Source organism: Trichococcus ilyis (genome assembly GCF_900109135.1).
Taxonomy (GTDB): domain Bacteria; phylum Bacillota; class Bacilli; order Lactobacillales; family Aerococcaceae; genus Trichococcus; species Trichococcus ilyis.
Window position 1 is genome coordinate 55,733 of record NZ_FNYT01000004.1, and the last position, 24,984, is coordinate 80,716.

Below are 24,984 nucleotides of genomic sequence, written 5' to 3' on the forward strand. Positions count from 1 at the left end.
CGAAATGTCCGGATGGGCTTACCGACAAAAACGGATCCTCTTTCTTTATATTATAGTCCTCTTCGGTTCGGGACACTAGCTTCATCCAAACGAAAGCCTGCTTCTGCCGCTTGCCAACCCGGATCAATCAGCAGCCCGCATTACATTGTCACCCTTAAACAAACATAGGTTGACGCACGATTGTTCCTGTGTTACCTTTTTCTGGACAGGAGGAAGCGCTTTGGAAAAAACACTGATATTGAGCCGCGACAGCGTGGCTGCCTGGCAGCAAACGCTGGGTTTGAACCATGATTGGCAAACTCGGATTCCGCCCACTATCGGGGCCGCCTTGGCATTGGCCGTGCTGGCAGAAGAGGTCCCCGACGGCTTTTATTTGGCCAAACAGGAATGCCTTTTCACCGGCTGCCTCGAACAAAACAAGAACTATGCCTTGGCCGGCAAAATAACCAAAATGATCGAGAGCGACGCCTTGGACTGTTTGACTTGCGAGGTGACCATCAGCCATGCAGGCGAAACGCTGCTCGCTTTGACCTCCACCTTGGTCAGGCCGAAGCGGGAAAACGAAAAAAACGATACAAAAGCGGTCGGAGGGCAAACCTGCCCTGCGGAACAGCCCATCCAGCGCAGAAGTTTCAGCCCGGGCGATATCAAGCGTTACACCCAACTCAGCGGCGACCGCAACGGCATCCATCAAGGTGATCATCCGGTTGTGCCGGGCATGCTCTGCCTCTTGGCCATCGAAGATGCCTTGGCGCTCCAAGGCATTTTCTGCCGGCGGTTCTCCGTCCAGTACAAGCGTCCGCTCTATGCCGGCGAAGACCTTGCCCTTTATCTGCAAAATGATCTTTTATGCGGCAAGGTTCAGAATCAGCTGCACTTGAAATTGAAATGGGAGGCTTGAAACATGCACGCACAAATCAACGCGATGAAGGAAGTCTATATTGTGGGCGGTCTGCGCACACCCATCGGCAAAACAAACGGCAAGCTCAAGCGTTTTTTGCCCGAACAGTTGGCGGCCAAAATTTTGAATGAGCTGCTTGAAAAATTTCAGCTTGAGCCGCAAAACATCGATGAAGTCCTGCTGGGCAATGCCGTTGGCCCCGGCGGCAACCTCGCCAGGGTTTCCTTGCTGGAAGCCGGCTGGCCCTATGCCATCCCTGCCCACACCCTCGACTACCAATGCGGTTCGGGCCTGAGCGCTGTTCAATTCGCAGCTAGCCGGATCGCAGCCGGGGAAAGCGACCTCGTCATCGCCGGCGGAGTCGAGAGCACAAGCATGGCTCCGCTCAGGCAATTCAACCCGAAGGATCCCCGCTTCCAAGGGCATGGCATCAGCTATGAGCGCGCCCCCTTCTCCACCCCGGCCATCGGCGACCCCGATATGGGGGAAGGCGCCGAAAACGTGGCCCGGCTGATGGGCATCTCGAGGGAACAGATGGACGCTTATGCCTTAGAAAGCCACAGAAAAGCCCAGGCGGCCTGGGAAAACGGCTCGCTGAAGGACATTGTCGCTCCGCTTGCGCTGCAGGACGGCACACTGCTGGAAAAGGATCAATGCATCCTGCCCGGTTTGTCCCTGGATTTCCTCAAACGGCTGCCCCCCGCCTTCATCGCGGACGGCAGGATCACTGCCGGCAACGCCTGCCTGAAACACGACGGCGCCGCCGCCCTGTTGCTGTGTTCAAAACGCGCTCTGGAAAAATATGGCCTGACAGCGCAGGCGGTCATCCGTGCTACGGACTGCACAGGCTGCGATCCCAACCTGTTTCCGCTCAGTCCGGTCCCTTCCGTCCGGAATCTGGCCCAAAAAGCCGGCATCACGTTGGACGCGGTGAGCGCCTTCGAGATCAATGAAGCTTTTGCGGCAAAAGTGCTGGCTTGCTGCGGGGAACTCGGCATCGAGACGAAACGGACCAATGTGCTCGGCGGCGCCCTTGCCTACGGTCATCCCTACGGAGCATCGGGGGCCATCATCTTGCTGCACCTCCTGAAAGTACTGGAACTGCAGCAAGGCTCCCTGGGCATCGCCACGGTGGGCGCTGTGGGCGGCCAAGCCGTCTCCATCCTGATTGAGAGGTGTACCGATCCATGCGCATAGACGGGAACCTGAAAAAATGGGCGCAGGAACAGCCCGAAAGAATTTGCCTGATCCACAGCGGTCAACGCTTGACTTATCTTCAGCTGGAAAACGAGGTCGATGCGGTTTCCCGCCGACTGGCCAGCCAGTTGCAGAAAGGGGACCGGGTCGCCATCCAATTGAACGACCCTATCCAACAGATCCTGTACCTGCTGGCAACCGTCCGCGCCGGCGGCATTGCCGTTCTATTGGACCCATCTTTACCCGCGGACAAAAGACTGCAAACCGAAAAGAAAATACAGGCTGCGCTGCTGATTGATCCCACTTTCATCCTTCCGGAGGACAGCGCGGAGCAGCTGCCGGCAATCAAGCCGAGCGACCTTTTCCTGGGCGCCTTCAGTTCCGGCAGCACGGGCAACCCCAAACTCATCTGGAGGGATCACCAAAGCTGGACCAGCGCCTTTGCGGCCCAAAGCCAAGTATTTCATTTGTCCAGCGAGACTTGCCTCTACCTGGTCGGTTCTTTGGTCTACACAGGCAACCTGAACAGCGCCATTCATCTTCTCCATGCTGGCGGAACGCTCGTTTTCGGGAAAAACCGTTCGCCGCGGACTTGGGTCCAGGAAATCACAGCCCATCAGGTCAGCGCAATTTTCATGGTGCCCACCCATTACCGGCTCCTGCTGCATGCGCTCGATGAACCGCTGGAGCAAATCAGCGCGCTGGTCAGCTGTGGGGCAAAAATGGATTTCCAAACGGCCCGGCAACTCACGGAACGCTTCCCGGCTGCCCGGTTTTGCGAATACTACGGAGCCAGCGAACTGGGGCATGTCAGTTACGCTTCCTTTGCCGATCTGGAGAAATATCCAGACAGCATCGGCAAGCTTTTCCCGGGGGTGCACGTGTCCCTTCGCGATGGCTTGATCTGGGTGGAAAGCCCCTACCTCGCCCCGGACTTCCGCCCTTTCGCAACCGTTGGCGACCTGGGCAAAATCAACGAGGATGGCTATCTCTTTCTGACGGGCCGCGAAGGCGACATCATCAACAGCGGAGGCATCAAAATCCGGCCGAAGGAAGTGGAGCAGGTCCTGAACCGCTGCCCCGGCATTTCCGAAGCCGTTGTGAAGGGGATAGCGGATCCCTTGCGGGGCCAGAAGGTAGCCGCCTGGATCGTCAAGGCGGATCCGGATCTGAAACCGGATGAGATCAAGCACTTTTGCAGCAGCCAGCTTTCCAAACAAGCCGCTCCTCAAAAAATATTCTTCATCGACAAGCTTCCTCTGACCACCAGCGGCAAACCGGACTACAGCAAATTGACGTGCGAGGATTGAAAAAATCCGAATGTCATTAACTTAAGGGTACTGACAAATAAGAGACAGTGGAAATCGGAGATAAATCCTCTCATTTCCACTGTCTCGTTCATTTCTGACAAGCGAATAATCCCAGGAAAACAAACCGCTCAGCACAGGGGCTCGAAATTGTCGAATAGGTGAGGAACATTCGATTATGTGCTTCCGCATCGGGCCGAGTTTGTCGAATGCCAAGAAACATTCGGCAATTTGATTCCGCATCGCACTGGAATTGTCGAATGCGCGAGCGACATCCGACAATCTCTCACCCCGCAGTCAAAAAAAGCGAGGATGCATTATGCAGCCTCACTTTTTTTACAGTTGTCAAGTCGCTTAAGTTAATGACATTGAACAAAATCCTGCCCACATTAAAAAGCCTATGCAGAATTCACGAGTCGAATCTGCATAGGCTTTTTTCATCTTTGTTTTTGCGGCTGCCCTTCATTAAGTCAAATAGCACAAACATTTTTCCAGATCTGATCTGCTTTGGTCTATTTCTTTCGTTAGTTTTCTCTCGACTTCAGCTTTATCGATCATCAGCCTATGTCGTTTGACGAATGCGTACAGCTCTTGCCTGAACGCTGCATCCAAGCTTCCGAAGTCCAGCGGCAAGCGGGTCCTGTCCCCCGTTGTAAAATACATTTTGTACTGTTCCTTCGCCCAACTTTCGGCCTGTTCGCCAAGGCCGAAAGCTAATTTTTGGTTTTCCTTGGCTACTCTTTTCCAAGCAAGCAGATTCGGCTGCAAATACCTTGACCACAGCGCCTCCCTTTGCAAAAGAAGGAAAGCATTCCGATATTTTTCCAAGTAATACCGCAGGAGCGTTTCCTGCAGATAATCTCTATGCACTGCATAGCAACGCTCCACTTCGATTTTTTTGCTGTCGTTAGCTTCCTGTTCAAACTTATAGCTGAATCCCCGCACGGCACCGTCCACAGTAACTACAGAATTGCCGTAACTGGAAAGCAACCTGTCTTCTTTTTGAACATCAGGCAACCCACCAGCGAAGTATCTCTTGAAGGCTACAAACAAGCTGTAGTCCACCTGGATAAAGTCGTTTATCGGAACGGCGGGCATCGCTTCGCTTAATTCTGCTAGCTGAGGTCCTGCCCACGAAGATTCCAAAAACGAACGCATCCTATCAAAACTGAAATATTCAACTTCAGATCCCGACATCTTTGAGGACATCAGGAAGGCAAAATAGGAACCTATCACAAACAGCAAGACAAGCATCGTTACAAAAATCCCTTGGAAACCGCCGACAGCAAAGCCCACCATGGGAAGTGCCAGAAAAAGAATGAGGAAGATATTTTTTACCTTTTTCATAACCAAAGCCCACATACATTTTGGATGGCTTCATCAACCTTACCCTCTTTCCCAGGGAATGCACACATCAGCACGCATCCCGGATCGTATCTATGCAACCCCATTATACGGGAGCACATTTGCTGTTTATATTGATAGATTAGCTTGTGATAAGCATGTGCGTATCATATTCAACTGCGGTTTTTTTATCGCATTAGTTGAGTTACGGAACCCCTACTTGCTAATGCCATTCGGATGAATTTGACTGAAGAGATAGAATCGAGGATCTATTGCTCTGGATAGGTTACACTTAACTGGAAACATTACAAAAGGATGGTATGTATGGAATGATGAGTAAAATGTTGCATGATAAAGGTAGTTTGTGTCATTGCAAGGAAAGAGTAATCGTATTAACTGGAAAACGTCATTCCTGTTTTCCTTGTGAATATTGACATTGAATGATAAGATAAAAAGAGAACTTATGCACATAACAGATATGCGAAAGATAAAACAAACAATACTATCAAAGCATGGTAATCGTTAGATGAATAATACTATTTATGGAGGCACAATTGATATATGTGCCTTCTAGTTTTATATAGTAAGCACATCAAGAAAGTGGGTGAAGCCGCATGGCAACAATTGAACAAGTAAAAGCTTTGATAAGAGCACATTTTGATAGTAATGATGAGAAATTTAAGACTGTTGTTTTGCAAATTGCGGCTCACGAGGCAAAAGTTGGACACACTGCTAGTGCCAGAGAAATCAAAGACATTATCCAAAACCCCAAATATTTAAATAAGAACAAAGTCTTAAAGCTTAATAATCGCTTGGATATTTTGGAACACCGAATGGTCAACTCTACTATCTCGGACTTAATTGTATCTACTGAGATTGAGGATAAAATAAAGCGTGTAATCAATGAATATCACAAAAAAGATATTCTGAGAAAGAACGGTCTTATGAATCGATCAAAAGTATTACTTGCTGGAGATCCTGGAACCGGCAAAACAATGACTGCTTCAGTAATAGCTAATGAACTATATTTACCTCTTTACATTATACAGTTTGATCGATTGATTACAAAATATATGGGAGAAACCAGTGCAAAACTAAGGCAAGTATTCGATCATATAAAAGAAGTTCGTGGAGTTTATCTTTTTGATGAATTTGACGCAATTGGATCAGATAGAAGCTTAGATAATGATGTCGGTGAAATGAGAAGAATATTAAATTCATTTCTGCAGAATCTTGAAGATGATGAATCGTATAGTATCATTATTGCTGCAACGAATAATCCAAATATTTTAGATAAAGCTTTATTTAGAAGATTTGATGATGTCATAGAATACAAAAATCCTGATGCTGAACAAATTGAAAGATTATTTAAAATGAAACTTCATGGGAAAGCATCCAATGATATTTTCTCAGAAGATATATATATACAAGCTTTAGGATTGAATCACGCAGATATTGTAAAGGCCTGTGAAGATGCAGTTAAGTATTCGATTTTAGAGGATAGCATTATTACAAAAGATATTTTAATGAATAACATCCAAGATAGAAAGGATTACTATAAATATAAGGAGGCTTAAGAGATAAATGGAATCAAGATTAAGTAACTTATATGTTAATCAAACAGCCAGAGCTATTGATTATACACCTGTTTCAAATAATAGAGGGACCAGTAATTTTCCACCAAGATCTAGTAGAAGATCTCATGCAGAACACCTTGAAATTGCTTTAAGAAGAGCATGGGAATTAGCAGAAGAGAACCAAGAAGCAATCGGAACAGTTTCTATTGCTTCAAGACATGGTGTTTATTTAGAAATAAAGGGTCAAGCAGGTTATGACTTAATCACTAAGAGCTTAGAAAACATCACTCAGCATGTTAGATTATGTAACGTTAAGACTGAAGATGTTGGTGAAGATCAAAAAATTATAAACTCAACAGTATTTGTCCCTGAAAATAAAAGGGATTTTTTTGTTAAAAAATTAAACAAATACAAAGAAACTGAAAACGAAGAAAAAGTCATTGGTACTATAGAGAGCATCAATTTGGCGTTTGTAGAGGCTCTTTGGATGAGTGACAGAAATGAAATACCCACCACGGATCCAAAATGGTGTGAAGTATGGCTAATGTATGAAAGCGATGAAAAAATTGAAAAAGTTATCCATGAGTTCTACGCGATTTGTAATGAAAAAAACATTCAATATAAGGATCAAAGAATAATATTCCCGGAGAGACTCGTTTTAGGAGTAAGAGCGAATAGGCAGCAATTGTCTGAATTACAATGGCTCAGTTCAAGGATTGCTGAATTTAGAATCATGGTTACCCCTACTGGTTTTTTTGATAATCTTTCCGAAACTGATCAAAGAGAATTTGTAAAGGATTTATCAGAAAGAATAGATGTCTCATCCAGGTCTAATACTTCTGTATGTCTACTAGATACAGGAGTCAATAATGGACATGAATTACTCAAGCCCCTTTTATTTGATGAAAACATGCATTCAGTAGACGTTTCCCAGAGTGCTTATGATATTGCTGACCATGGGACCAGAATGGCGGGAATTGCTGCATACTTTACGCTGGAAGATAAACTAGAAAGCTCTGATCCTATTGTGGTAAATCACTTTTTAGAATCAGTAAAACTATTTGATAATAGTGGCGATAATCATCGGGAATTGTATGGCTATGTGACAGAGAACGCTATTAGTTTAGCTGAAATACAAAGTCCAGAGACGAATAGATCCATTTGTATGGCTGTTACTGCTCCAACAAATGCAATTAAAAACGATGGTAGACCCTCTTCTTGGTCCGGCGCAATTGATTCTATTATTTCAGGCGCAAATGAAATTGAACAATCTGACATAAACAGAAAGTTGATGTTTGTATCAGCAGGGAATACTCTTGTTGAAGAAATTATAGAAGCGGGTGATGCTAAGACCGCGGTTATTAATCATATAATTGAAGATCCAGCACAAGCTTGGAATGCAATTACTGTGGGTGCATATACAAACAAATATCAAATACCTGAAGAGTTGAATGGAACATTTCAACCAGTTGCTGAGCCTGGATGCTTTTCACCTTTTACTTCTTCTTCTCTTATGTGGAGTGATAAATGGCCAGTAAAACCTGATATTGTTCTTGAAGGTGGAAATCTGTCCTATGATGAAAATTCCGATTTTTACTCTGAACTGCCCGACTTGCAGCTTTTAACCACAAGTATGAAATTCGAAACGGGGAAATCCTTTGATACCATAAGCATGACAAGTTCAGCTACAGCACAAGCAGCATGGCTTGGTGCAAATATTCAGCATCATTATCCAGATCTTTGGCCGGAAACAGTACGAGCGTTGATTATACATTCAGCAGATTGGACAGATTCTATGAAAAATGCGTTATTTGAGAATACATCCCCGAATAGAGCTGATTATCGTCGATTGTTGAGAACGTGTGGATATGGAGTGCCGGACTTTAGCAAAGCAATTTGGAGTGCATCAAATCGAGTGAACTTGGTTATTGAAGATGAAATTCAACCTTTTTTAAAAAAAGAAAATGGCAGTGTTACTTCAAACGAAATGCACATCCACAATATCCCCTGGCCAGATGATGTGTTATTGAGTTTAGGAGATGAGATTGTAAGAATGCGTGTAACACTATCATACTTTATTGAACCAGGTCCGGGTGAAGTTGGATGGAAAGACAAGTACAGGTATCCTTCTTGCAGGCTTCAGTTTGATGTTAATAATTCTACAGAAGATCATGAAAATTTCTTAAAGAGGATTAACAAAGCTATCAGAGATGATGAAGAAGATAAAGGTGATGTTAAAAATGACAGCAACCGCTGGGTAATTGGTTCATCAAACAGAAATGTTGGTTCTATACATTCTGACATTTGGGAAGGGACAGCAGGTGAATTAAGTCAAAGTAATAGGATTGCAGTTTATCCGATAACAGGTTGGTGGAAGTTAAGGACTAATCTACAGAAATTTAATTCAAAAATTCGATATTCTTTAGTGGTGAGTATCGAAGCGCCAGAAGCAGAAATTGACTTATATACTGTCATTAAGAATAAGATTGAAAGTGAAATCAGCGTTGAAAACAGAACCACAGTTTCTACTGAAATTACCTACTAACAACATGAACAACAGTAAGCCCTAAATATAAAAAACATACTAACATTAGTAGCACAAACCACGGCCATGGTTTGTGCTACTATTTTTTTATAGTAGAAGTGAAGGTAAGCCGACCAGCCTCTGGGACCATATAGAGTCCGCATCACAAACCGGCTCATTTCACACCCTTGTTTGAATCAGTTTAGTATGTTGGGGCCAAGAGACCGTGTATAAGAAAATGGAATCGATAAGGCACTGTGAGATCTTCTATGATGGCTAATGAGGAGGAAAAAAAATGAAGCATATAATCGCACTTGATGTCAGTAAAGGAAAGAGCACTATGGTGCTGTACAATCACAACCAGCAATGCGAATTCGAAGGTGAACTTCTGCATACGCGTGCTGGATTTGAACAGCTGCACCAACGAATCATTACACTACACTAGCTGAGTTGGACGGGCAAGCGCCTGAAATTGTGTTCGAAGCAACGGTAAGCGCCAAATAATCAGGTATATACTACAACACGAATAACCCTACTACAATATGGATATCATATCGTAGTAGGGTTATTTGCAGTTTGCTTGGATCTCTGGATTCCATGGCAAATAATCCTCAAGAAGTTCGGGCTCCTCTTTGAAGGGCGTGTTCGGAAGTTCCTTGAACAAATAAGTCAGGTATTTGAATACATTCAGATCATTTGCTTTGGCAGTCTCAATGATGCTGTAGGCAATGCTGCTTGATTCAGCGCCCTTAGGGCTGGCATAAAAATTCCAGGCTTTACGACCGACCACGAATGGTCTTATGCTTCGTTCCGCCAATTATCCTGAAATAAGGATAATTGGCGGAAAACGCAATTAGAGCCAATGTCATTGGGCGAAAAAATTGGCTTTTTTCCGTCAGCGAAGCTGGTGCTCAAGCGAATGCCATCTGTTTAAGCGTAAGCCCGTATTCAAACGACGCATATAAATATACAGCACCTCCTGGTACGATTAGCGTATCAAATGAAGGAGGTGCTTTTCCTATGCCGCAACAAAAATTGACAATCGTCCCCGTTACACTACATCCTGATAACCAATTCCCCTCTTCATCTCCGGCTATAACCCCACCTTATGCCTGTTGCAAAATCAAAATGGCCAATCTGGAGATCTCCTTTTTCAACAACGCGGATGAGCACGTCATTCAGACGGTCATGAGGGAGCTGAAAAAACTTGAAATGTGACTACACAAACGTAAAAAATATCTACATTGTCTGCGGAAAAACCGATATGCGGAAAGGAATTGATGGATTGGCCACGCTCATCCAGGATTCGTTCGAGTTGGATCCCTACGGGGATTCCATTTTCCTGTTTGCCGGTTGGAATAAAGATCGTTACAAGTGTTTGTATTTTGATGGAGACGGCTTCGCGCTGCTTTACAAGCGCTTGGACAACGGCAAGCTTCAATGGCCGAAAGATGAACAAGAAGTACGCACGCTTTCGCAACAGGAACTTCGTTGGCTGTTAGAGGGGTTATCAATCCAACAGCCGAAGGCTATCCAGCCCTCACCGAAAGGCGCCTTCTGAATCCTGTTACGCGGCCATTTTTATCTTTATTACGGCATGCAAACCCGTTATAATGGAGAGAACGAAATCGAACGAAACGTGGTGAAACAGGTGGAAACCTCTTCTGGGAACAACAATCAAACTGAGCATATCATTCGTCTGCTCGAAGCACAGTTGGCTCATTCAAATCAGCAAAACAAGGACTTGGCAAAACAGATCGAAGCGCTGACCGAACAGGTTCGCCAGTTGACCAAGCTTCTTTATGGATCAAAAACGGAGAAGACTAGGTATCAATCAGCCGATGGACAAGCATCGTTATTTGATGACGATTCCTCTTTTAGTTTACCTGAGCCCACAGAAGAACAAAGCCAACAGACTGCTACATATACTGTTGTTCGAAAGATCCGTACGAAAAAAAGAAATGATTCCCTCCGGGAAGACATCGAAACCGAGGAGATTCACCATCATCCCGAAAATATTATCTGCGACTGTTGCCAACATCAAATGGTTGAAATCGGCAGCACCATTGCCCGCGAAGAAGCTACCTTCATCCCTGCGAAGATGATGAGGGTTCAGCATATTGAACATGCATATGAATGCAGATCCTGCAAAGGCGACACCCTTCAACTAGCGCAAATTAAGCGAGGGAAGGCGCCAAAGGCGGCGATCCAACGCAGTCTCGCAAGTCCGAGCGTCCTCGCAAAACTCATCTACGATAAATTTATCCAATATTTGCCCCTGTACCGTCAGGTAAAGGAATGGGATCGTTATGGGCTGGAAACAAATGATAAAAACCTCTCCAATTGGGTTATTCGTGCAGCAACTGACTGGCTGTTGCCTGTATACGAACACATGAAGGAGGAGATGATGGCCAAGTCTATCTTGCATGTCGACGAGACATATGCCCAAATCATCAATCGCTCCGATGGCAAAACGGGACAAACGAATGCCTATAACTGGGTCTATCGCACAGTGCCAAGCCAAGGGCCGACGATTGTCCTGTTCGACAGCGCCTTATCACGCTCCCGTGCGGTCCTCGAACGGTTCACCGAAGGATATAAGGGGACGATTATTTGTGATGGCTACTCTGCCTACGGCAAGTTGAAGGACGTGACGTTCGCCAATTGTTGGGCACATGTGCGGCGTTATTGGTTAAAGGCTGACAGTAAAAATGGCCGGATCGGTGTACAGTATTGCGACAAATTATACGAACTGGAGAGGGAGTTTAAGACACTCTCCCCGAGTAAGCGTCGCAAAAAGCGCCAAAAACACTCGAAGCCGATTGTGCAGGAATTTCTTCGTTGGGTCGAAACATCACCTTTCTTTGGGAAAAACGCTTTGGCCAAAGCAGCCGAATATACGTTGAACCGCGTGGAGGGTTTAACAGCATTCTTGGACGACGGTCGCATCGAAATCGACAATAATCCTGCGGAAAACGCAATTAGGGCCAATGTCATTGGGCGAAAAAATTGGCTTTTTTCCGTCAGCGAAGCTGGTGCGCAAGCGAATGCCATCTGTCTAAGCCTGGCAGAAACCGCCAAAGCCAATGGTATTGATTTCTATGAATACATCAAGAAACTGTTCCTGGATTTGCCAAACTTGGATATCCATCAAAATACAGCTGTGCTGAATCAGTACTTGCCTTGGTCACAAAAAATCAAGGAAACGTGCAGCGTAACAGCATAAATAGCCGGAAACTTGCGAAAAAATCGCACAGTATTCGGCTATTTGTGGTGCGCACCTTTTGGTGCGCTGTTTTTTTATATTTCGGGCTTACGTTTAAGCCTAGCAGAAACCGCTAAAGCCAACGGTATTGATTTCTATGAATACATCAAGAAACTGTTCCTGGATCTGCCAAACATGGATATCCATCAAAATACAGCTGCGCTGAATCAGTACTTGCCTTGGTCAAAAAAAATCAAGGATACGTGCAGCGTAACAGCATAAATAGCCGGAAACTCGCGAAAAAATCGTACAGTATCCGGCTATTTGTGGTGCGCACCTTTGGGTGCGCTGTTTTTTTATATTTCGGGCTTACACTTTACACAAACATCTTTTGAAGCATAGCTTTCTTTATTTGTTGATAGTCATTGACCTTCTGCTGATGGAGATTGATAGACTGATCCAATTGATTGAAAAAATTACTGATTTTGATTTGTTCTTGTAGTTCAGGAATAGTTAACTTTAGATTCTCCAACTTACTAAGATACATGTACGTACGAGATCCGCCCTGTTTCTGTAAAGTAGCATAACTTCGGAACTCTCCTCCGTTATTTAACTGATACTGAAGGAAGTCAGAGTCCAATCCCTGCTTTGTTGTGAATACTGGATATAACGTGCTCACAATCCCGTAGTCCACTATATCATTTATATTAAATTTGAATATTTCATCATCGGACATATGGCGGTAAGTGAAGTATCCTCTAGGAACAATGTTGTACCCAGTGTTATCTTCTGATGCTATTTGGTTTCCATTGTAATAATCAGTTTGGAGGAAAATACCTCGACGCGAAGAAGTTAAAACAGGGTATTGGTTATTTCTATTAGTTTTTTCAGCATAAGGTACAATCCATTCTCCCAACTTACGCTGTTCCCATCCTTCTGTAAATCCTTCAAATCTAACCTCCGGAACTTTTTCTCCATTTTGAGGAAACATTTTTTGTAGCATGGCCTTCTTTAATTCTTTGAAGTTATCCAACTGACGCTGATGAAGAGCGATAGTATCGTCAAGGTGTTTGAAGAAAGTACCAATTTTAGTTTGCTCTTCATTTTCAATAGGAACGGCTAATGTTAAATCTTTAACTATAGCCCCCGATAAGTTACCCTGACCGCCTTGTAAATATGTACTAATAATTGAATTTTTTTGTCGTCTTAGCCACTGCATTATGAAATTTGAGTCGTATTCGATTTTTGGTTTGATCGCTAAAATGGCTTGATTTATTGCTCCATTTATTTGAGAAATACCAACTTCTCCGCTAGTAGCTCCATATAAGGCATATAAAATATCTCCCTCTTCTACAAGCTTTGCAGAAGAACTATTTAGCCCTTCTTCTGTTATATATAGTTCAGTATTTTTTGAGGTTATCTCACCAGAGCGTATGAAAGGAATACTACCACCATAGTATGATCGATTTGATACACTCGGGGTCCCCCCTGAATATGATTCGGAAATTTCACTTAGCTTACGCTGTTCCCAAGTGTCAGTAAAACCGTTAAAGCGAATGGAAGGATTTTTTTTCATTTTGCTACTCATTTCCATCACCAACATTCATCAATTTCGCCAGCGCATTCTGCAATTCTCGTTCTGCTTCTTCGGTTGTACCATGCAATTCTCCGAACAACGCAAATAATTCTTTCTCTGCTTGAATGATTTCTTTTTGTGTCTGTTGGATTGCAGTTGCGACTTCATCCAAGGAAATTTTTTCTTCTTCCTCGAACGTATCTACGTAGCGCGGAATGTTTAGGTTGTAGTCGTTCTCCTTGATTTCATCCAGAGTCGCCACATAGCTGTATTTGTCGATTGCTTCCCTTTTTTTGTAGGTAGCCACGATCTTTTCCACATTTCCATCGGTCAGGTTGTTTTGGTTTTTGGCCTTTTCGAATTCGTTTGAAGCATCAATGAATAGAACGGTATTGTCGTCTTGGCGGCATTTCTTAAACACCAAAATACAAGTTGGGATGCTGGTACCGTAAAACACATTAGCCGGTAATCCGATAACTGCGTCCAAGTAATTCTTTTCTTCAATGAGATACTGACGGATGACACCTTCAGCTGCGCCACGGAATAGAACACCGTGTGGTAAAACTACGCCCATTGTGCCGTTGTCGTCCAAATGATAAATCATATGTTGGACAAAAGCGAAATCAGCTTTTGATTTTGGTGCCAACTTACCGTAACTGCTGAACCTTTCATCATCGAGGAACTTCGCATCAGCACTCCAGTTCGCGCTGTATGGCGGATTGGCAACAACCGCCTCGAACCGCATGCCATCGAAATGTGGATGTTCCAGTGTGTCGCCTAATTCGATATCAAAATTTTGGAATGATACTTCATGCAGCAACATATTCATGCGGGCTAAGTTGTAGGTAGTGCTGTTAAGCTCTTGACCGTAATAGTGGCGGACATTTGCCTCATTCCCGATACGAAGCAACAATGAACCGGATCCGCAAGTTGGGTCATAGACATTTTTCAGGTCAGTTTTATCGGCGGTCACGATTTTCGCCAGAATTTTGGAAACCTGTTGAGGCGTGTAGAATTCTCCTGCCTTTTTGCCTGCATTCGCTGCAAACTGGCCAATCAGGTATTCGTAAGCATCTCCTAGCACATCGATTTCTGCATCTTCATGCATGAAATCAATTTCGTTCAAATTGATGATAACTTTAGATATCAGGCTGGAACGGGCTTTCACGGAATTTCCTAATCGTGATGACGTCAGATCCATGTCATCAAACAGGTGATTAAAATCCTCTTGGCTGTCATGCCCTAGCGTAGATTCTTCAATCTTGCTGATGGCTTTCTCGAGCACTTCCACGTCAAAATTTCCTTGTTCGCCTTTTTCGATTTCTGCTACCATCGCAGAGTAAAGATCTTGAGGCTCAATGACATAGCCGATTTGAGCTATCAGTTCTTCCTTCAGACCTTTTTGGTATTCTGGATCTTTCCAGGCTTCTTCGTAGCTGGTGTTATCTTCTTCCAACAGCTTGATTACCCGTTGTTCCGTTTTCTCAGATAGGTAGCGGTAGAAGATCAGTCCCAGAATGTAGTTACGGAATTCGCTGGCATCCATTGTCCCGCGCAAATCGTTGGCGATAGCCCATAGTTTCTTATGTAATTCTGCTTGTTGCACTTTTTGTTTTGCTGATGTACTCATTTTAGTTTCTCCCTTGTAGGTATGTATTTAGTAACGCGTGTACTGCTAATTTTTCTAACCTGATCTTTTCTAACTGCAATAGTTCTCTTTTTTGTTGGAGACGATAGATCGCGCCTACTCGTTGCTGCTCTTCCAAAGCGGGGCACAGCAGTTCAAACTTGCGCAATTGCTGGAGGCTTAAACGAGATACAAGACTTGCCCCTTGTTCATTCATGGCAATTTGCTTTCTGACTGCATCCGATTCATTGTAGACGTAGCAGAAGTAGTTCGGATCTATTTTGCTGCTATCATACGCTACCCGAATATAGTTGGATGTCAGGAGGTGTCCTTCATGCGCTTCGCTGACAATTACGGCTTTGTTCGTTGTCAGGCTGATCAGCAGCATCCCCGGTTCGACAAGCATCACGTCTTCCTCTGTACGGATGACTTTATCTTGCTTTCCGTCATCCGACTCGAACTGAAAAGAATCGGCTAAAAAATGCTTTCCAGAATAGACTACGTACCCACTTACATCCGGATCATCCACTTCCCTGATGCGCGTCAGTAATTGTCCAGGTTGAAGCTTCGCAATCTCATCGATTCGGCATTTCATCCCTTCACCACCTTTGTAATTTCTTTAAATTTCATGCCCATATGCCTATCATAGTCTTAAAAAAATACAAAGTCAACTAAAAAGAGTGTAATTTTAATAAATTACACTCTTTTTAAACTATCTTTATGAAGAGCTGAGCGGCAGACTACTCAATTTTTGCCACTCCTAATTTTAAACAGACATGAATTTGCGGGTATTTTCCATCACGAACTCAAAAATCCGGTCGATTTTTCTGCGTTTCTTGATGAAACTACCGTTGATTTGGTCGGAAACGCGTTCTCGGTTCAGACTGCCGCTGTATTCGTACTCAGCCAAAAATTCATTGACCACGGCAGGCTCCAGCTCCACGTTTTGGGCAAAGTTATAGATTTCCCCTTCACGTTCTTCTTCTTCGAATTCATTGTATGCTTCGTCGAGGTTGGTTTCCTTGTCGAGCACAGGAACGACCTTATCCAGGAACTTGCGGATCAGGTCGGCCTTCAAACGCAAATCTTCATTATCTGCTTGGTCAAGTAGTCGGTGAATCGTTGCAACATTTTTGTCCCGCTCAGCTTCATCCTCCAGATTGATGTTACGGATGAGGTTTAGTATGTAGCTGACGTTGATGGTATCCGTTTGGATGACCTCTATCGCAAAGTCCAGGTTATCGAGGATGGAAACCTCTTCCCCTTTTTCCTTCTTTTTCACCTTTTCATAGATGGCAAAATACTTGCTCTTGAAATCCTGGTAGTTCTGCTCAACAATTCCGATCGTGTCTTCCGAAAACTCGAATTCATCAAAAGTGCGTAGCTTCAGCAGCAACTTAGAGAGCTCCCGGAATAGTACCACAAACTGATACTGATCCTCTTCGGCCTCCAGTTGATCCACTGATTCCGGTGTCGGTGCCAGTTGCAGCAAAGAAGCAAGAGCCGCTCTGAATTCGGTCAGATATTCCGCATAGCTAGCCATCAGCACCGTATTGGTGTCATTGGTTTGCGAGTACAGTTTGATTGCTTCATCGGTTTGGTACTTCAGGTTGCGATAGCACACGATGTTCCCGTATGGTTTGGTTTCCTTTTCGATCCGATTCGTCCGGGAATACGCTTGAAGTAATGTGTGGTATTTCAGATTTCGATCCACGTAAAGAGTATTCAGAGGCTTACTGTCAAACCCCGTTAAAAACATATCCACCACGATGAGGATGTCCAGTCTTTCGCCAGGAACGCCTTTCTTGATGCGCTTGGAAACATCCGCAAAATAGCCATTGAAATTATCCGTCGAGAAATTTGTGCCGAACGTTTCATTGTAGTCCTTCATGATGCGCTCTAAGCTATCTCGTGAGTGCTCAGTAGAAATATCTTCGTTGCCGGGTTCATTTGCACCGTAGGTAAAGATGCTCGCGACATTGATTCCATCTGCATGTTGCTTGAACAGATTATAGTATTTGATCGCCATTTTAATGCTTTGGACGGTAAAAATGGCGGTATATTGCTGATTTTTGGTCTTCTTGCGGTGGTTCTTAAGGATGTGCTTGGTGATGTCCTCCAGCCGTTCGTCCGCCATCCATACTTCGTTCGTGTTGATGCCAGCAACCCTATCCTGATCCTCTTCATCGAACTGTCCTCGGAATGTACTGATGTATTCTACCGAAAAACCTAACACGTTCTCATCGCGAATGGCATCTTTGATCAAGTAGTGGTGCAGACACTTCTGGAAAATATCTGCCGTGACTCGACCATCCTGACTTGGATTTTCAGGAAAACGTGGTGTCCCTGTAAAGCCAAAGTACTGTGCATTCTTAAAGTGCTTGTGGATCAGTTTGTGCATTTCGCCGAACTGGGTCCGGTGGCATTCATCGATGATGAATACAACCCGGTCTTCCCTGTAGCTGTCGATCACCTTATGCTCAGATTTGACGGCATTGGCCATCTTCTGAATAGTCGTCAAAATCAGCGGTTTTGTCCTATCTCCCATCTGTTTCAACAGTTTGTAGGTATTGTCGGTCATGTCCACAGAATCCGCTTCAAACTTATTGAACTCCGCCAAAGTCTGGGAGTCCAAATCCTTCCTGTCAACCAGGAAAAAGACTTTCTCGATGCTTTCTTCTTGGGCGATGATCTGGCTAGCTTTGAACGAGGTCAGCGTCTTTCCGCTCCCTGTTGTATGCCAAATATACCCATTATTTTTGGTCTCCAATGCCTGCCGTACTAGCGCCTCTACCGCGTAAACTTGGTATGGTCGCATCACCATCAGAAGTTTGTCTGTTTCGTTTATCACCATGTAGCGTGCTATCATTTTTGCCAAATGGCATTTTTCCATGAAGCTTTCCGCAAATTCACTCAGTACATTGATGCGGTTGTTCTCCACGTCGGACCAGTAGAACATGTGACTCTTCAGGATTTCTCCATCACTGTTGGAGAAGTAGCGCGTTTCTTGGCTGTTGCTGATTACGAAGACTTGGATGTAGCGGAAAAGTCCGGTGAAGGTGTGTTTCCGGTAACGCATGATTTGGTTGAATGCTTCCGTCATGTCAACGCCGCTGCGTTTCAGTTCCACTTGCACGAGCGGCAGACCATTGATCAGGATGGTCACATCATAGCGGTTTGTGTATTTCCCCTCAAAGGTGATTTGGTTGGTGACTTGGAAAGTATTTTTGCACCATTCTTTCGTATTGAACAGCTCTAGGTAGAGGTTCTTGCCGCTGTCTCTTTTAAGCAGCACCTTGTCCCTCAGGATTTTAGCGCTGTCGAAGATGCTTTTTCCGTTGATCTGTGTCATCAGGCGCTCGAATTCTTTATCGGTAAGGGGCTCTTCCCCGATGTTGGCACTATTTCGTTTCTCCATTACCGTTCGGAAATTCGCGATCATTGTAGCTTCGCTCTTCACTTCCGGTACCCATTGGTAGCCCTTTGAGACGAGTTGCTCGATCAATTTATTTTCTAATGCTGATTCACTTTGATAGGCCATATTTACCCTCCTGACAAGTACGCAATTTCTCTTGATTGGCTTTTTATTATTATCTCAATATTCTGTCATTTATTCAATGAGTTTCTTCCTAAATGAGACTATCTGGAAAATCAGCGACTGGAACGAAAAAAAATCTGCTTGTAATGCTGATTCCGGTACACCTCTGTAGGTCAAACTGCCCTTCGAGAACCCATTCTTTTCCCCACATGCTTTCCTTGTTTTTTAGTGAATTCCCCGTTTTCCCGTTAACTTTAGCAGTTAGAGCTGCTTTTTTTATTAATCTTTGCGGTATCCTCTTTTGTAAAACTAACATTATTTTTATGGGGAAACGGGATTATTATAGTTTATATATGCCATTTCCTTATTTTTATTGAATCTTATCATCCCCGTTTGCTTCCCGCACGCTTGGGGGCGGCAGGGAAGCTACGGGTTTACTGATGCGGGAGAGGGTGAAGAGCTAGACTTTTCTCACCACCGGCTGGATATGCCCTGCAACTAAATCAAGTGGGAAAGCAGAATCCTAGGGTAAGCTAAATCGGAAAGACTAGACATTCAGCAAGTCCCGATTGTTGTAGGTTCTCCATTCCTTCACAGTATCAGACAAAACTCCTGAGACAAAACAAAAGAGCCATCACCTTCGGTAGGTGATGACTCTCTCTCAGTTGCGTGACTCAGTTTTCGGACGAAATCTTGACTAAAAAGCAAGTGAAGGGTCACATCTTTGCTTTTCTTATCGAATGTTATTTTATCGATGAACACTTTGTAGATTTCTTTCAGTTCTTTGTTACGTTTGCCATCAATGCTTCTCCCCAAGAGCTCCAGCGTTCTTCGCGCTTCTTCCAAGGAGACACTTTGGGCATCTCTGCTTAGCTCTCTGTGCAGTTGCCGTTCCTTTTGTACAAGCGCCTGTTTCTCTTGTTCCAGTTGTTTGATCCGCTTATTCAGATCCGTAGCTATTTCAGGCGCTTCAAGCATCAATTCCAAAAGTTTGTCGGTACTGCTTCCTTTTTGTGCGATTTCCACCTTGATCCGGTCCAACTCCCTTTTTACAGGTTTTTCTCGATCCTGCAGTTGTTGGTTCATTCGTTCCACTACTCTTTCCAAGACTTCGGGTTGTGCCACAACTTCCTTTAGCTTTTCGGCAACCTTTCTTTCGGCGAGCTCAGCTTGGATGCTGTTGGCGTGGCACACAGAGGCTCCTTTGTTGCGGAACTGGCTGCAGCTGTAGTATCGGATCTTTTTCTTTGTTCCATCCTTCAAATTGTTGTAGACATTGTTTATCACCATGGAAGATCCGCATTCAGGGCATCGAATCATCCCTGTCAGAACGCTGGTGCCAGTTTTGTTCCAAGAGGGATGCTTACTGCTGGCCTTCAACTTCAGCTGAACCTTTTGCCACAGCGCCTCATCCACAATAGCTTCATGCTGTCCTTCGACAACGAAAGCATTCTCACTGAGTCCCTTCCTACGTTTGTCCGCCCACTTTTCATACTTGTTATATTGGATTTTGCCTACGTAGGTTTGGTTGTAAAGAATGTCTTTGACCGCGATCGTACTGAACGGGTTCCCTTGTTTGGTCCTGTGACCAGCTCGATTCAAGCTATTTGCGATTGCACGATATCCCTTTCCAGTAGCTGCCTCTTGAAAAATCAAACGAATCAGTTCGGCTTCTTTTTCGTTGACTTGCAGAATTTTTTTGCTGTTTTCATTTTCTACGTTATCGTATCCCAGAATTCGGCCGCCATTCCATCCACCATCGAAGGCCCTTTTAGTCATGCCGAGCTTTACATTTTCTGCAATCTGGTTGCGTTCCAATTCGTTTACTGACGCCATTATCTGCAACATGAAGCGTCCAGTGGTCGTATCAACCTGAAACTTCTCGCTGATGCTGTAGAAGGCAATGTCCTGTTTCTGCAAAACATTCACGATTTCCAGCAGGTTCATCAGGTTTCGGGCAACCCTGCTTATCTTCCAGACGACTACAGCATCGAAGTCTCCATTCTCGGCATCATGAAGAAGTTGCTGCATCTCCGGACGCCCTTTAATGTTCTTCCCGCTCTTGCCTCTGTCGACATACACACCAACGCATTCCATGTTCTCCCTTTGACAATACTCTTGGATTGTCTGAATTTGGGCATCAATGGAGTAGCCTTCTTCCGCTTGCTCCTGCGTGGACACGCGGACATACCCCACACAGCGCTTCTTCGAAAATGATGACTGTTTGACTTTATTTAATGTAAGTTCTTGCATATTCCTCACTCCTTATCTTCAGTATCCAAAATATTCTGACTCCATCCTTTAAGATAGACCCCAATGATTTCTTTGTATTCACTCACTTCAATTCGATCAATGATTTCTTGGAAAAATTGGTATTGTTGGACTGTCGGCATTTTCTGTACTTTTCCCAAGACAGCAATCCGATTGCCTAGTTCTTGGCGATGCACAACATCCGTAATCAACTTGTCGGATGGTATGATTTCCTCAACCTTCGTAAATCGTTTCAATCGAGTCAGCTCTTCCGTCAATTGTTCTGCCGAAATACGTCCTTTTTCAAACATAATCAGCGCATCTTGTTTTCTTTTATTGATTCCTGCTAAATCTTCATTAGCTTTGGCCTTCTCAAAAGAGATTTTTTGCTGCATGTTATTTTTGATTTTTTCCAAGAGTTGCCTATTCTGGAGGAACCTCTCCAAAACTGTTGTTACTTCCCGTTCTATCTTTTCGGCATTAAGATGGATACCTTCACAGGCAATTCTTCCGTTTGCGGTATAGGATGAACAGCTATAATAGTAGATTTTTTTGTATTTTCTGCTTGCTTTATGCGGATATGCGATGTGCGGAGAGAGCCTTTTTCCACAGTAGGGGCAACGAATTTTTCTTCGCAAGATATTTCTGCGAAAGTCTTTTTGCACAACATGTTTAGAACGCTGGATTTCATTCACCCGCAATTGTATCTCCTTTGAAATAATTGCGGGATGTTTTCCTTTAGCAAGACCGAACTCATTCTCGATGTATCCAGTGTAGAATTTTTGTGACAAGACTCCTCTTATGTTGTGGATTTTAAATTGCTCTCCTCGAAAAAGTAATCCTTCCTCTGCAAAGATCGTACACATTTTTTTGTATCCGATGCCGTCTAGGTACAGCTTGTAAATCCGCTTAACCACGTCAGCTTCTTCCGGATAGATAGTAACGGTAGTTGCATCCACGTATCTATATCCAAAGGGCACTTTAGCTGTTAATGGCAAGCCCAGTTGATGTTTCTGGCGGTATGCAATATGTTGATTTTCCGCAATCAATTCCCTATACAGCTCCGCCACACTGCCAATGACAGATAGTTGAAACTTGGTCATAGCGTCATTAGAGTCTCCAAGCGGATCAGCGATACTGATGATTGTGACACCGTATTGGACACAATAGTCATATAAGCTTAGTAGATCAGTGACCTTCCGACTGACCCGATCTAACCGCCACACGTACAGAAAATCAATGTTTCCCGCCCTAATGCAATCTTTTAGCATCCTGATTCCTGGGCGATCCATGCTTTTACCGCTGCCTTTATCGTAAAAAATTCGGCTCATTTGATGATTACGCTTATCCGATTCTTCTTCTAAAGTTTGTTGCTGCCACGCAAGACTTTTTTGTTTTTGGGTCGATTGGCGGATATAACCGATTGCTCTATTCTTTTTCATATCAGAAAGGCGCCCCTACATTCAGCGGGCGCCATTCAACTCCTTCCTTTGTAAAACGAAATCTCTTAGCTTGAATCACTTATTCAATACTTGCCACATCAAACAAATCGGAGAGCGTCCATATGTGCATCATATTATTCAAGTACCATGCTAATTTAATAGAGTCATCCTTCACAGTATATGCCATTGGCCGGGCGTCTAGTTTTGACAGACTGTTAATAATGTGAGGGATAATAATGATTCGATCTTTTTCTTCCATATCAGACAATAACTTTCCCTTAAAGCTAGTGATTTCCGAAAATGCCACCACATCTTTCACTGTTTCGATATCGTCCAAGACATGCCCGTCATCATATTCTTCAAAGTAGCTATTTTCTTCCGACGAATCATCCAATTCTGTCACATAACAACTTTTTTTATCTCTAATTTGGTCAAATTTATTTTGAGCATCATCGAACACAATCCAATTCTCTTCATGGTATTTCCCTAATTTCTGCATTAATTCCATTTTTATTCATCCTTTCTATTTTCCAGCTGTATCTTCCACAGGTTCCAAATGGTGCCACAGAGCAATCATTTGCTCGGCTACAATATCTATGAATACATCGAATTCTTCCATAAGCTGAACACTCCTAATCAAAATCTGAATCTACATCAAGCAACTCTGTCATCTCATCAAGCATTTTAGCATTGTTTGAAAACCGCGGAAGCATAGTAGACATGTCGTAAGTAGGCGGTTCAAAAAACAAATTTTTGTACTCATCAGGAATTAAAAAACTGTATAGAGGCACCTTTTTCTTTCCACTGCTATCAATATCCAAGTTCATCCGTACTGTTTGCCTTCCAGCCTCCGTAACAAGCAATCCCTTTTGATTCCAATCTTTAAGAATCACTCTGGAATCCTGGTACTTCAACTCTGCCATGATAGAGTCGAACTGTGCCTTCAATATGGAAATGACCATCTGGTTACTCCCAGATATTCTTTTGACACTAAGAACTCCTATTACCTCGTTGGGTATCCGGCTTTGATTATCTCGTACCAGCTTCGATTGGTGTTCCACAAGATACTGTAGAACATCCTCCATAGCTTTAGCCCCATGGTCACGACTATCAAAATTTTCTCGATCGTTTTCAATTAATATATCTCTTATGTGATCGATATTAAGATTGATCAGACCCATCGTATCTAATAGATAGGCTGTAGCCATTATGACTGCCAGCTTCATTGAAACTCTTACAGTTGTTGGCGAATCTTTCATTTTTGTTAACAGTATTTGCCTTTGCTCTTCAAACGCTTGATCTATAGATGATAGTCCTGATTTTAAGAGCCTCTCAACGAATAGCGGCAAAAGATGTCCGTAGTTTGTTGAGACATTGTGCTTGATTTCTTCACTTTGATTGCCTGACACTGTCCATTGAACTTGAGTGAATTCTAATATCCTCATTCTAAGTCCAAGGTTCTTATCAAGTTTATTGAACATACTTAATTCACCGGTGCTAAGTATTGTTGTGCACCAATGGGCAGTTTCTTTTAATATACCGTCTATATTAGAACGATCTTTTTGTTTACCTTCTGCAAGAGAATAAAGAAGTGACGTGAGGTTAGCTGAACGGTTCTGACTCAATTCATCAAAGCAAGTAGCTATTCCATCGATAGCGTTCAGATGTGACATTATAGCATTCTCAGTGCTATTCCATGATTTAAGTAATCCATTAGATGTAGGATTACCACCAACTGACAAAGCTAACATCGCTGCAGTTGTCTTACCTTGGGATGACTGTCCATTTAAATGTACAATCAACGTCTTCAAATCAGGGTATTGAATCGCCAAATAATTTAGTATTACTGACGATGTTCCCAAAACAACCGCTAACTCAAGTGGTGTGTTACCCTTCACATGGGTATTGTACATCGAAAGCCAGTCTGTATAACTTCCTCTCGGTCGAAGATCTAATCGAGCAGAATCAGATTGTCTATAGCAACTTTGTGGCCCTTCATGAGTGATCGCATTCGCATGTAGGAAAACAGTCCCCAGTTTCAAGGTTCGCCATCCATAAACATCATACACAAAAGCATTACTAGCGTTCATTCTGCTTCGGGTCAGAGCAGTAAGAACCTGTCTCTTATTAGAAGGATTGATGTCAACACCGTATTTAACTAATTTTTCAGCTTTGCTACCAATTAGCATTTCTCCATCGATTCTCTTCCTAATAATCTCTTTAGTACTTGATCGATAATATTCAAGAACATAGCTCTCTTCATTAGTGAAAAGGTCACTTCTTACCTCTATTATTCGAGCGTACTCTGCAATTTTTTGAGGTGTATCATCATCTTTTCCTTTAGCGAGTATGCCTTTTGTTTTTGAAAATATATATCCGCCAATTTGAATGTCTGATGGTTGCTTCTCATTAATCTCAAAATTCTTAAAATACTTATCCGAAATATTGTCACTCGTAAGCATTGTCTTCATCCCTTTCTTATTGTTGATGACTTTC

The 24,984-nt window shown here is 43.6% G+C and carries 19 protein-coding genes and 2 pseudogenes; 11 read left to right on the forward strand and 10 right to left on the reverse strand.

The annotated features are described in order from the left end of the window. Positions 1-220 precede the first annotated feature (220 nt). Genes BMX58_RS03105 through BMX58_RS03115 form a run of 3 tightly spaced genes read left to right on the forward strand, consistent with a single transcriptional unit; the run spans position 221 to position 3,408 of the window. Entirely contained in the window at positions 221-901 is a 681-nt protein-coding gene (locus BMX58_RS03105; protein WP_068621808.1) for a MaoC family dehydratase, read from the forward strand. A gap of 3 nt (positions 902-904) precedes the next feature. Beyond that, on the forward strand, positions 905-2,098 hold the full coding sequence (locus BMX58_RS03110) for a thiolase family protein (RefSeq protein ID WP_204243751.1): 1,194 nt from the start codon (positions 905-907) through the stop codon (positions 2,096-2,098). Beyond that, complete coding sequence (locus tag BMX58_RS03115) at positions 2,089-3,408, forward strand: class I adenylate-forming enzyme family protein (RefSeq protein ID WP_068621806.1); 1,320 nt, start codon at positions 2,089-2,091, stop codon at positions 3,406-3,408. The genes BMX58_RS03110 and BMX58_RS03115 overlap by 10 nt, the downstream gene beginning before the upstream one ends. A gap of 462 nt (positions 3,409-3,870) precedes the next feature. On the opposite strand, the gene BMX58_RS03120 is transcribed toward BMX58_RS03115, so the two are convergent. Then, positions 3,871-4,752, reverse strand: a complete 882-nt coding sequence (locus BMX58_RS03120; protein ID WP_131814028.1) for a hypothetical protein — start codon at positions 4,750-4,752, stop codon at positions 3,871-3,873. Between the two features lie 611 nt (positions 4,753-5,363). On the opposite strand from BMX58_RS03120, the gene BMX58_RS03125 reads away from it, so the two are divergent. The 3 genes from BMX58_RS03125 to BMX58_RS03135 all read left to right on the forward strand — a co-directional run bounded on the left by BMX58_RS03125 (position 5,364) and on the right by BMX58_RS03135 (position 9,295). Next, the gene (locus BMX58_RS03125) at positions 5,364-6,326 is read left to right on the forward strand and encodes an AAA family ATPase (protein ID WP_068621802.1); all 963 of its coding nucleotides are present in this window, start codon (positions 5,364-5,366) and stop codon (positions 6,324-6,326) included. 7 nt (positions 6,327-6,333) lie between these two features. Beyond that, positions 6,334-8,871, forward strand: coding sequence for a S8 family peptidase (locus BMX58_RS03130; RefSeq protein WP_068621800.1), 2,538 nt, complete (start codon positions 6,334-6,336; stop codon positions 8,869-8,871). A gap of 274 nt (positions 8,872-9,145) precedes the next feature. After that, positions 9,146-9,295: a hypothetical protein gene (locus BMX58_RS03135; RefSeq protein WP_204243750.1), complete on the forward strand. Its 150-nt coding sequence runs from the start codon at positions 9,146-9,148 to the stop codon at positions 9,293-9,295. 120 nt (positions 9,296-9,415) lie between these two features. Here BMX58_RS03135 and BMX58_RS03140 read toward each other — a convergent pair. Beyond that, a pseudogene (locus BMX58_RS03140) lies at positions 9,416-9,667 on the reverse strand (transposase domain-containing protein); the annotation flags it as partial. A 20-nt stretch (positions 9,668-9,687) separates the two neighbouring features. Here BMX58_RS03140 and BMX58_RS14885 point away from each other — a divergent pair. The 5 genes and pseudogenes from BMX58_RS14885 to BMX58_RS15050 all read left to right on the forward strand — a co-directional run. Next, positions 9,688-9,789, forward strand: a pseudogene (locus BMX58_RS14885) (IS66 family transposase); the annotation flags it as partial. Positions 9,790-9,870: 81 nt separating this feature from the next. Then, positions 9,871-10,068: a hypothetical protein gene (locus BMX58_RS14890; RefSeq protein WP_068621797.1), complete on the forward strand. Its 198-nt coding sequence runs from the start codon at positions 9,871-9,873 to the stop codon at positions 10,066-10,068. Further along, positions 10,058-10,411: an IS66 family insertion sequence element accessory protein TnpB gene (gene tnpB, locus BMX58_RS03150; RefSeq protein ID WP_084253803.1), complete on the forward strand. Its 354-nt coding sequence runs from the start codon at positions 10,058-10,060 to the stop codon at positions 10,409-10,411. Before BMX58_RS14890 ends, tnpB begins: the two co-directional genes overlap by 11 nt. Before the next feature lie 81 nt (positions 10,412-10,492). After that, positions 10,493-12,076: an IS66 family transposase gene (gene tnpC, locus BMX58_RS03155; RefSeq protein ID WP_204243749.1), complete on the forward strand. Its 1,584-nt coding sequence runs from the start codon at positions 10,493-10,495 to the stop codon at positions 12,074-12,076. Between the two features lie 42 nt (positions 12,077-12,118). After that, positions 12,119-12,337, forward strand: a complete 219-nt coding sequence (locus BMX58_RS15050) for a transposase domain-containing protein (RefSeq protein WP_068621920.1) — start codon at positions 12,119-12,121, stop codon at positions 12,335-12,337. A 94-nt stretch (positions 12,338-12,431) separates the two neighbouring features. Here BMX58_RS15050 and BMX58_RS03165 read toward each other — a convergent pair whose 3' ends face one another. From BMX58_RS03165 to BMX58_RS03200, 8 genes are all read right to left on the reverse strand, one after another. Then, entirely contained in the window at positions 12,432-13,631 is a 1,200-nt protein-coding gene (locus BMX58_RS03165; RefSeq protein WP_239420523.1) for a restriction endonuclease subunit S, read from the reverse strand. Between the two features lie 4 nt (positions 13,632-13,635). Next, the gene (locus tag BMX58_RS03170) at positions 13,636-15,261 is read right to left on the reverse strand and encodes a type I restriction-modification system subunit M (RefSeq protein ID WP_084253801.1); all 1,626 of its coding nucleotides are present in this window, start codon (positions 15,259-15,261) and stop codon (positions 13,636-13,638) included. A 1-nt stretch (position 15,262) separates the two neighbouring features. Continuing rightward, on the reverse strand, positions 15,263-15,853 hold the full coding sequence (locus BMX58_RS03175) for a restriction endonuclease subunit S domain-containing protein (RefSeq protein ID WP_068621795.1): 591 nt from the start codon (positions 15,851-15,853) through the stop codon (positions 15,263-15,265). 171 nt (positions 15,854-16,024) lie between these two features. Beyond that, complete coding sequence (locus BMX58_RS03180; protein ID WP_068621793.1) at positions 16,025-18,799, reverse strand: type I restriction endonuclease subunit R, EcoR124 family; 2,775 nt, start codon at positions 18,797-18,799, stop codon at positions 16,025-16,027. A 588-nt stretch (positions 18,800-19,387) separates the two neighbouring features. Then, positions 19,388-21,049 carry a recombinase family protein gene (locus BMX58_RS03185; RefSeq protein ID WP_084253800.1) on the reverse strand — a complete coding sequence of 554 codons (1,662 nt, stop codon included), beginning with the start codon at positions 21,047-21,049 and terminating at the stop codon, positions 19,388-19,390. 5 nt (positions 21,050-21,054) lie between these two features. Then, entirely contained in the window at positions 21,055-22,488 is a 1,434-nt protein-coding gene (locus BMX58_RS03190; RefSeq protein ID WP_068621791.1) for a recombinase family protein, read from the reverse strand. A gap of 79 nt (positions 22,489-22,567) precedes the next feature. Then, positions 22,568-22,996: a hypothetical protein gene (locus BMX58_RS03195; protein WP_068621789.1), complete on the reverse strand. Its 429-nt coding sequence runs from the start codon at positions 22,994-22,996 to the stop codon at positions 22,568-22,570. 124 nt (positions 22,997-23,120) lie between these two features. Beyond that, entirely contained in the window at positions 23,121-24,950 is a 1,830-nt protein-coding gene (locus BMX58_RS03200; protein WP_068621788.1) for a DUF927 domain-containing protein, read from the reverse strand. Positions 24,951-24,984 lie beyond the last annotated feature (34 nt).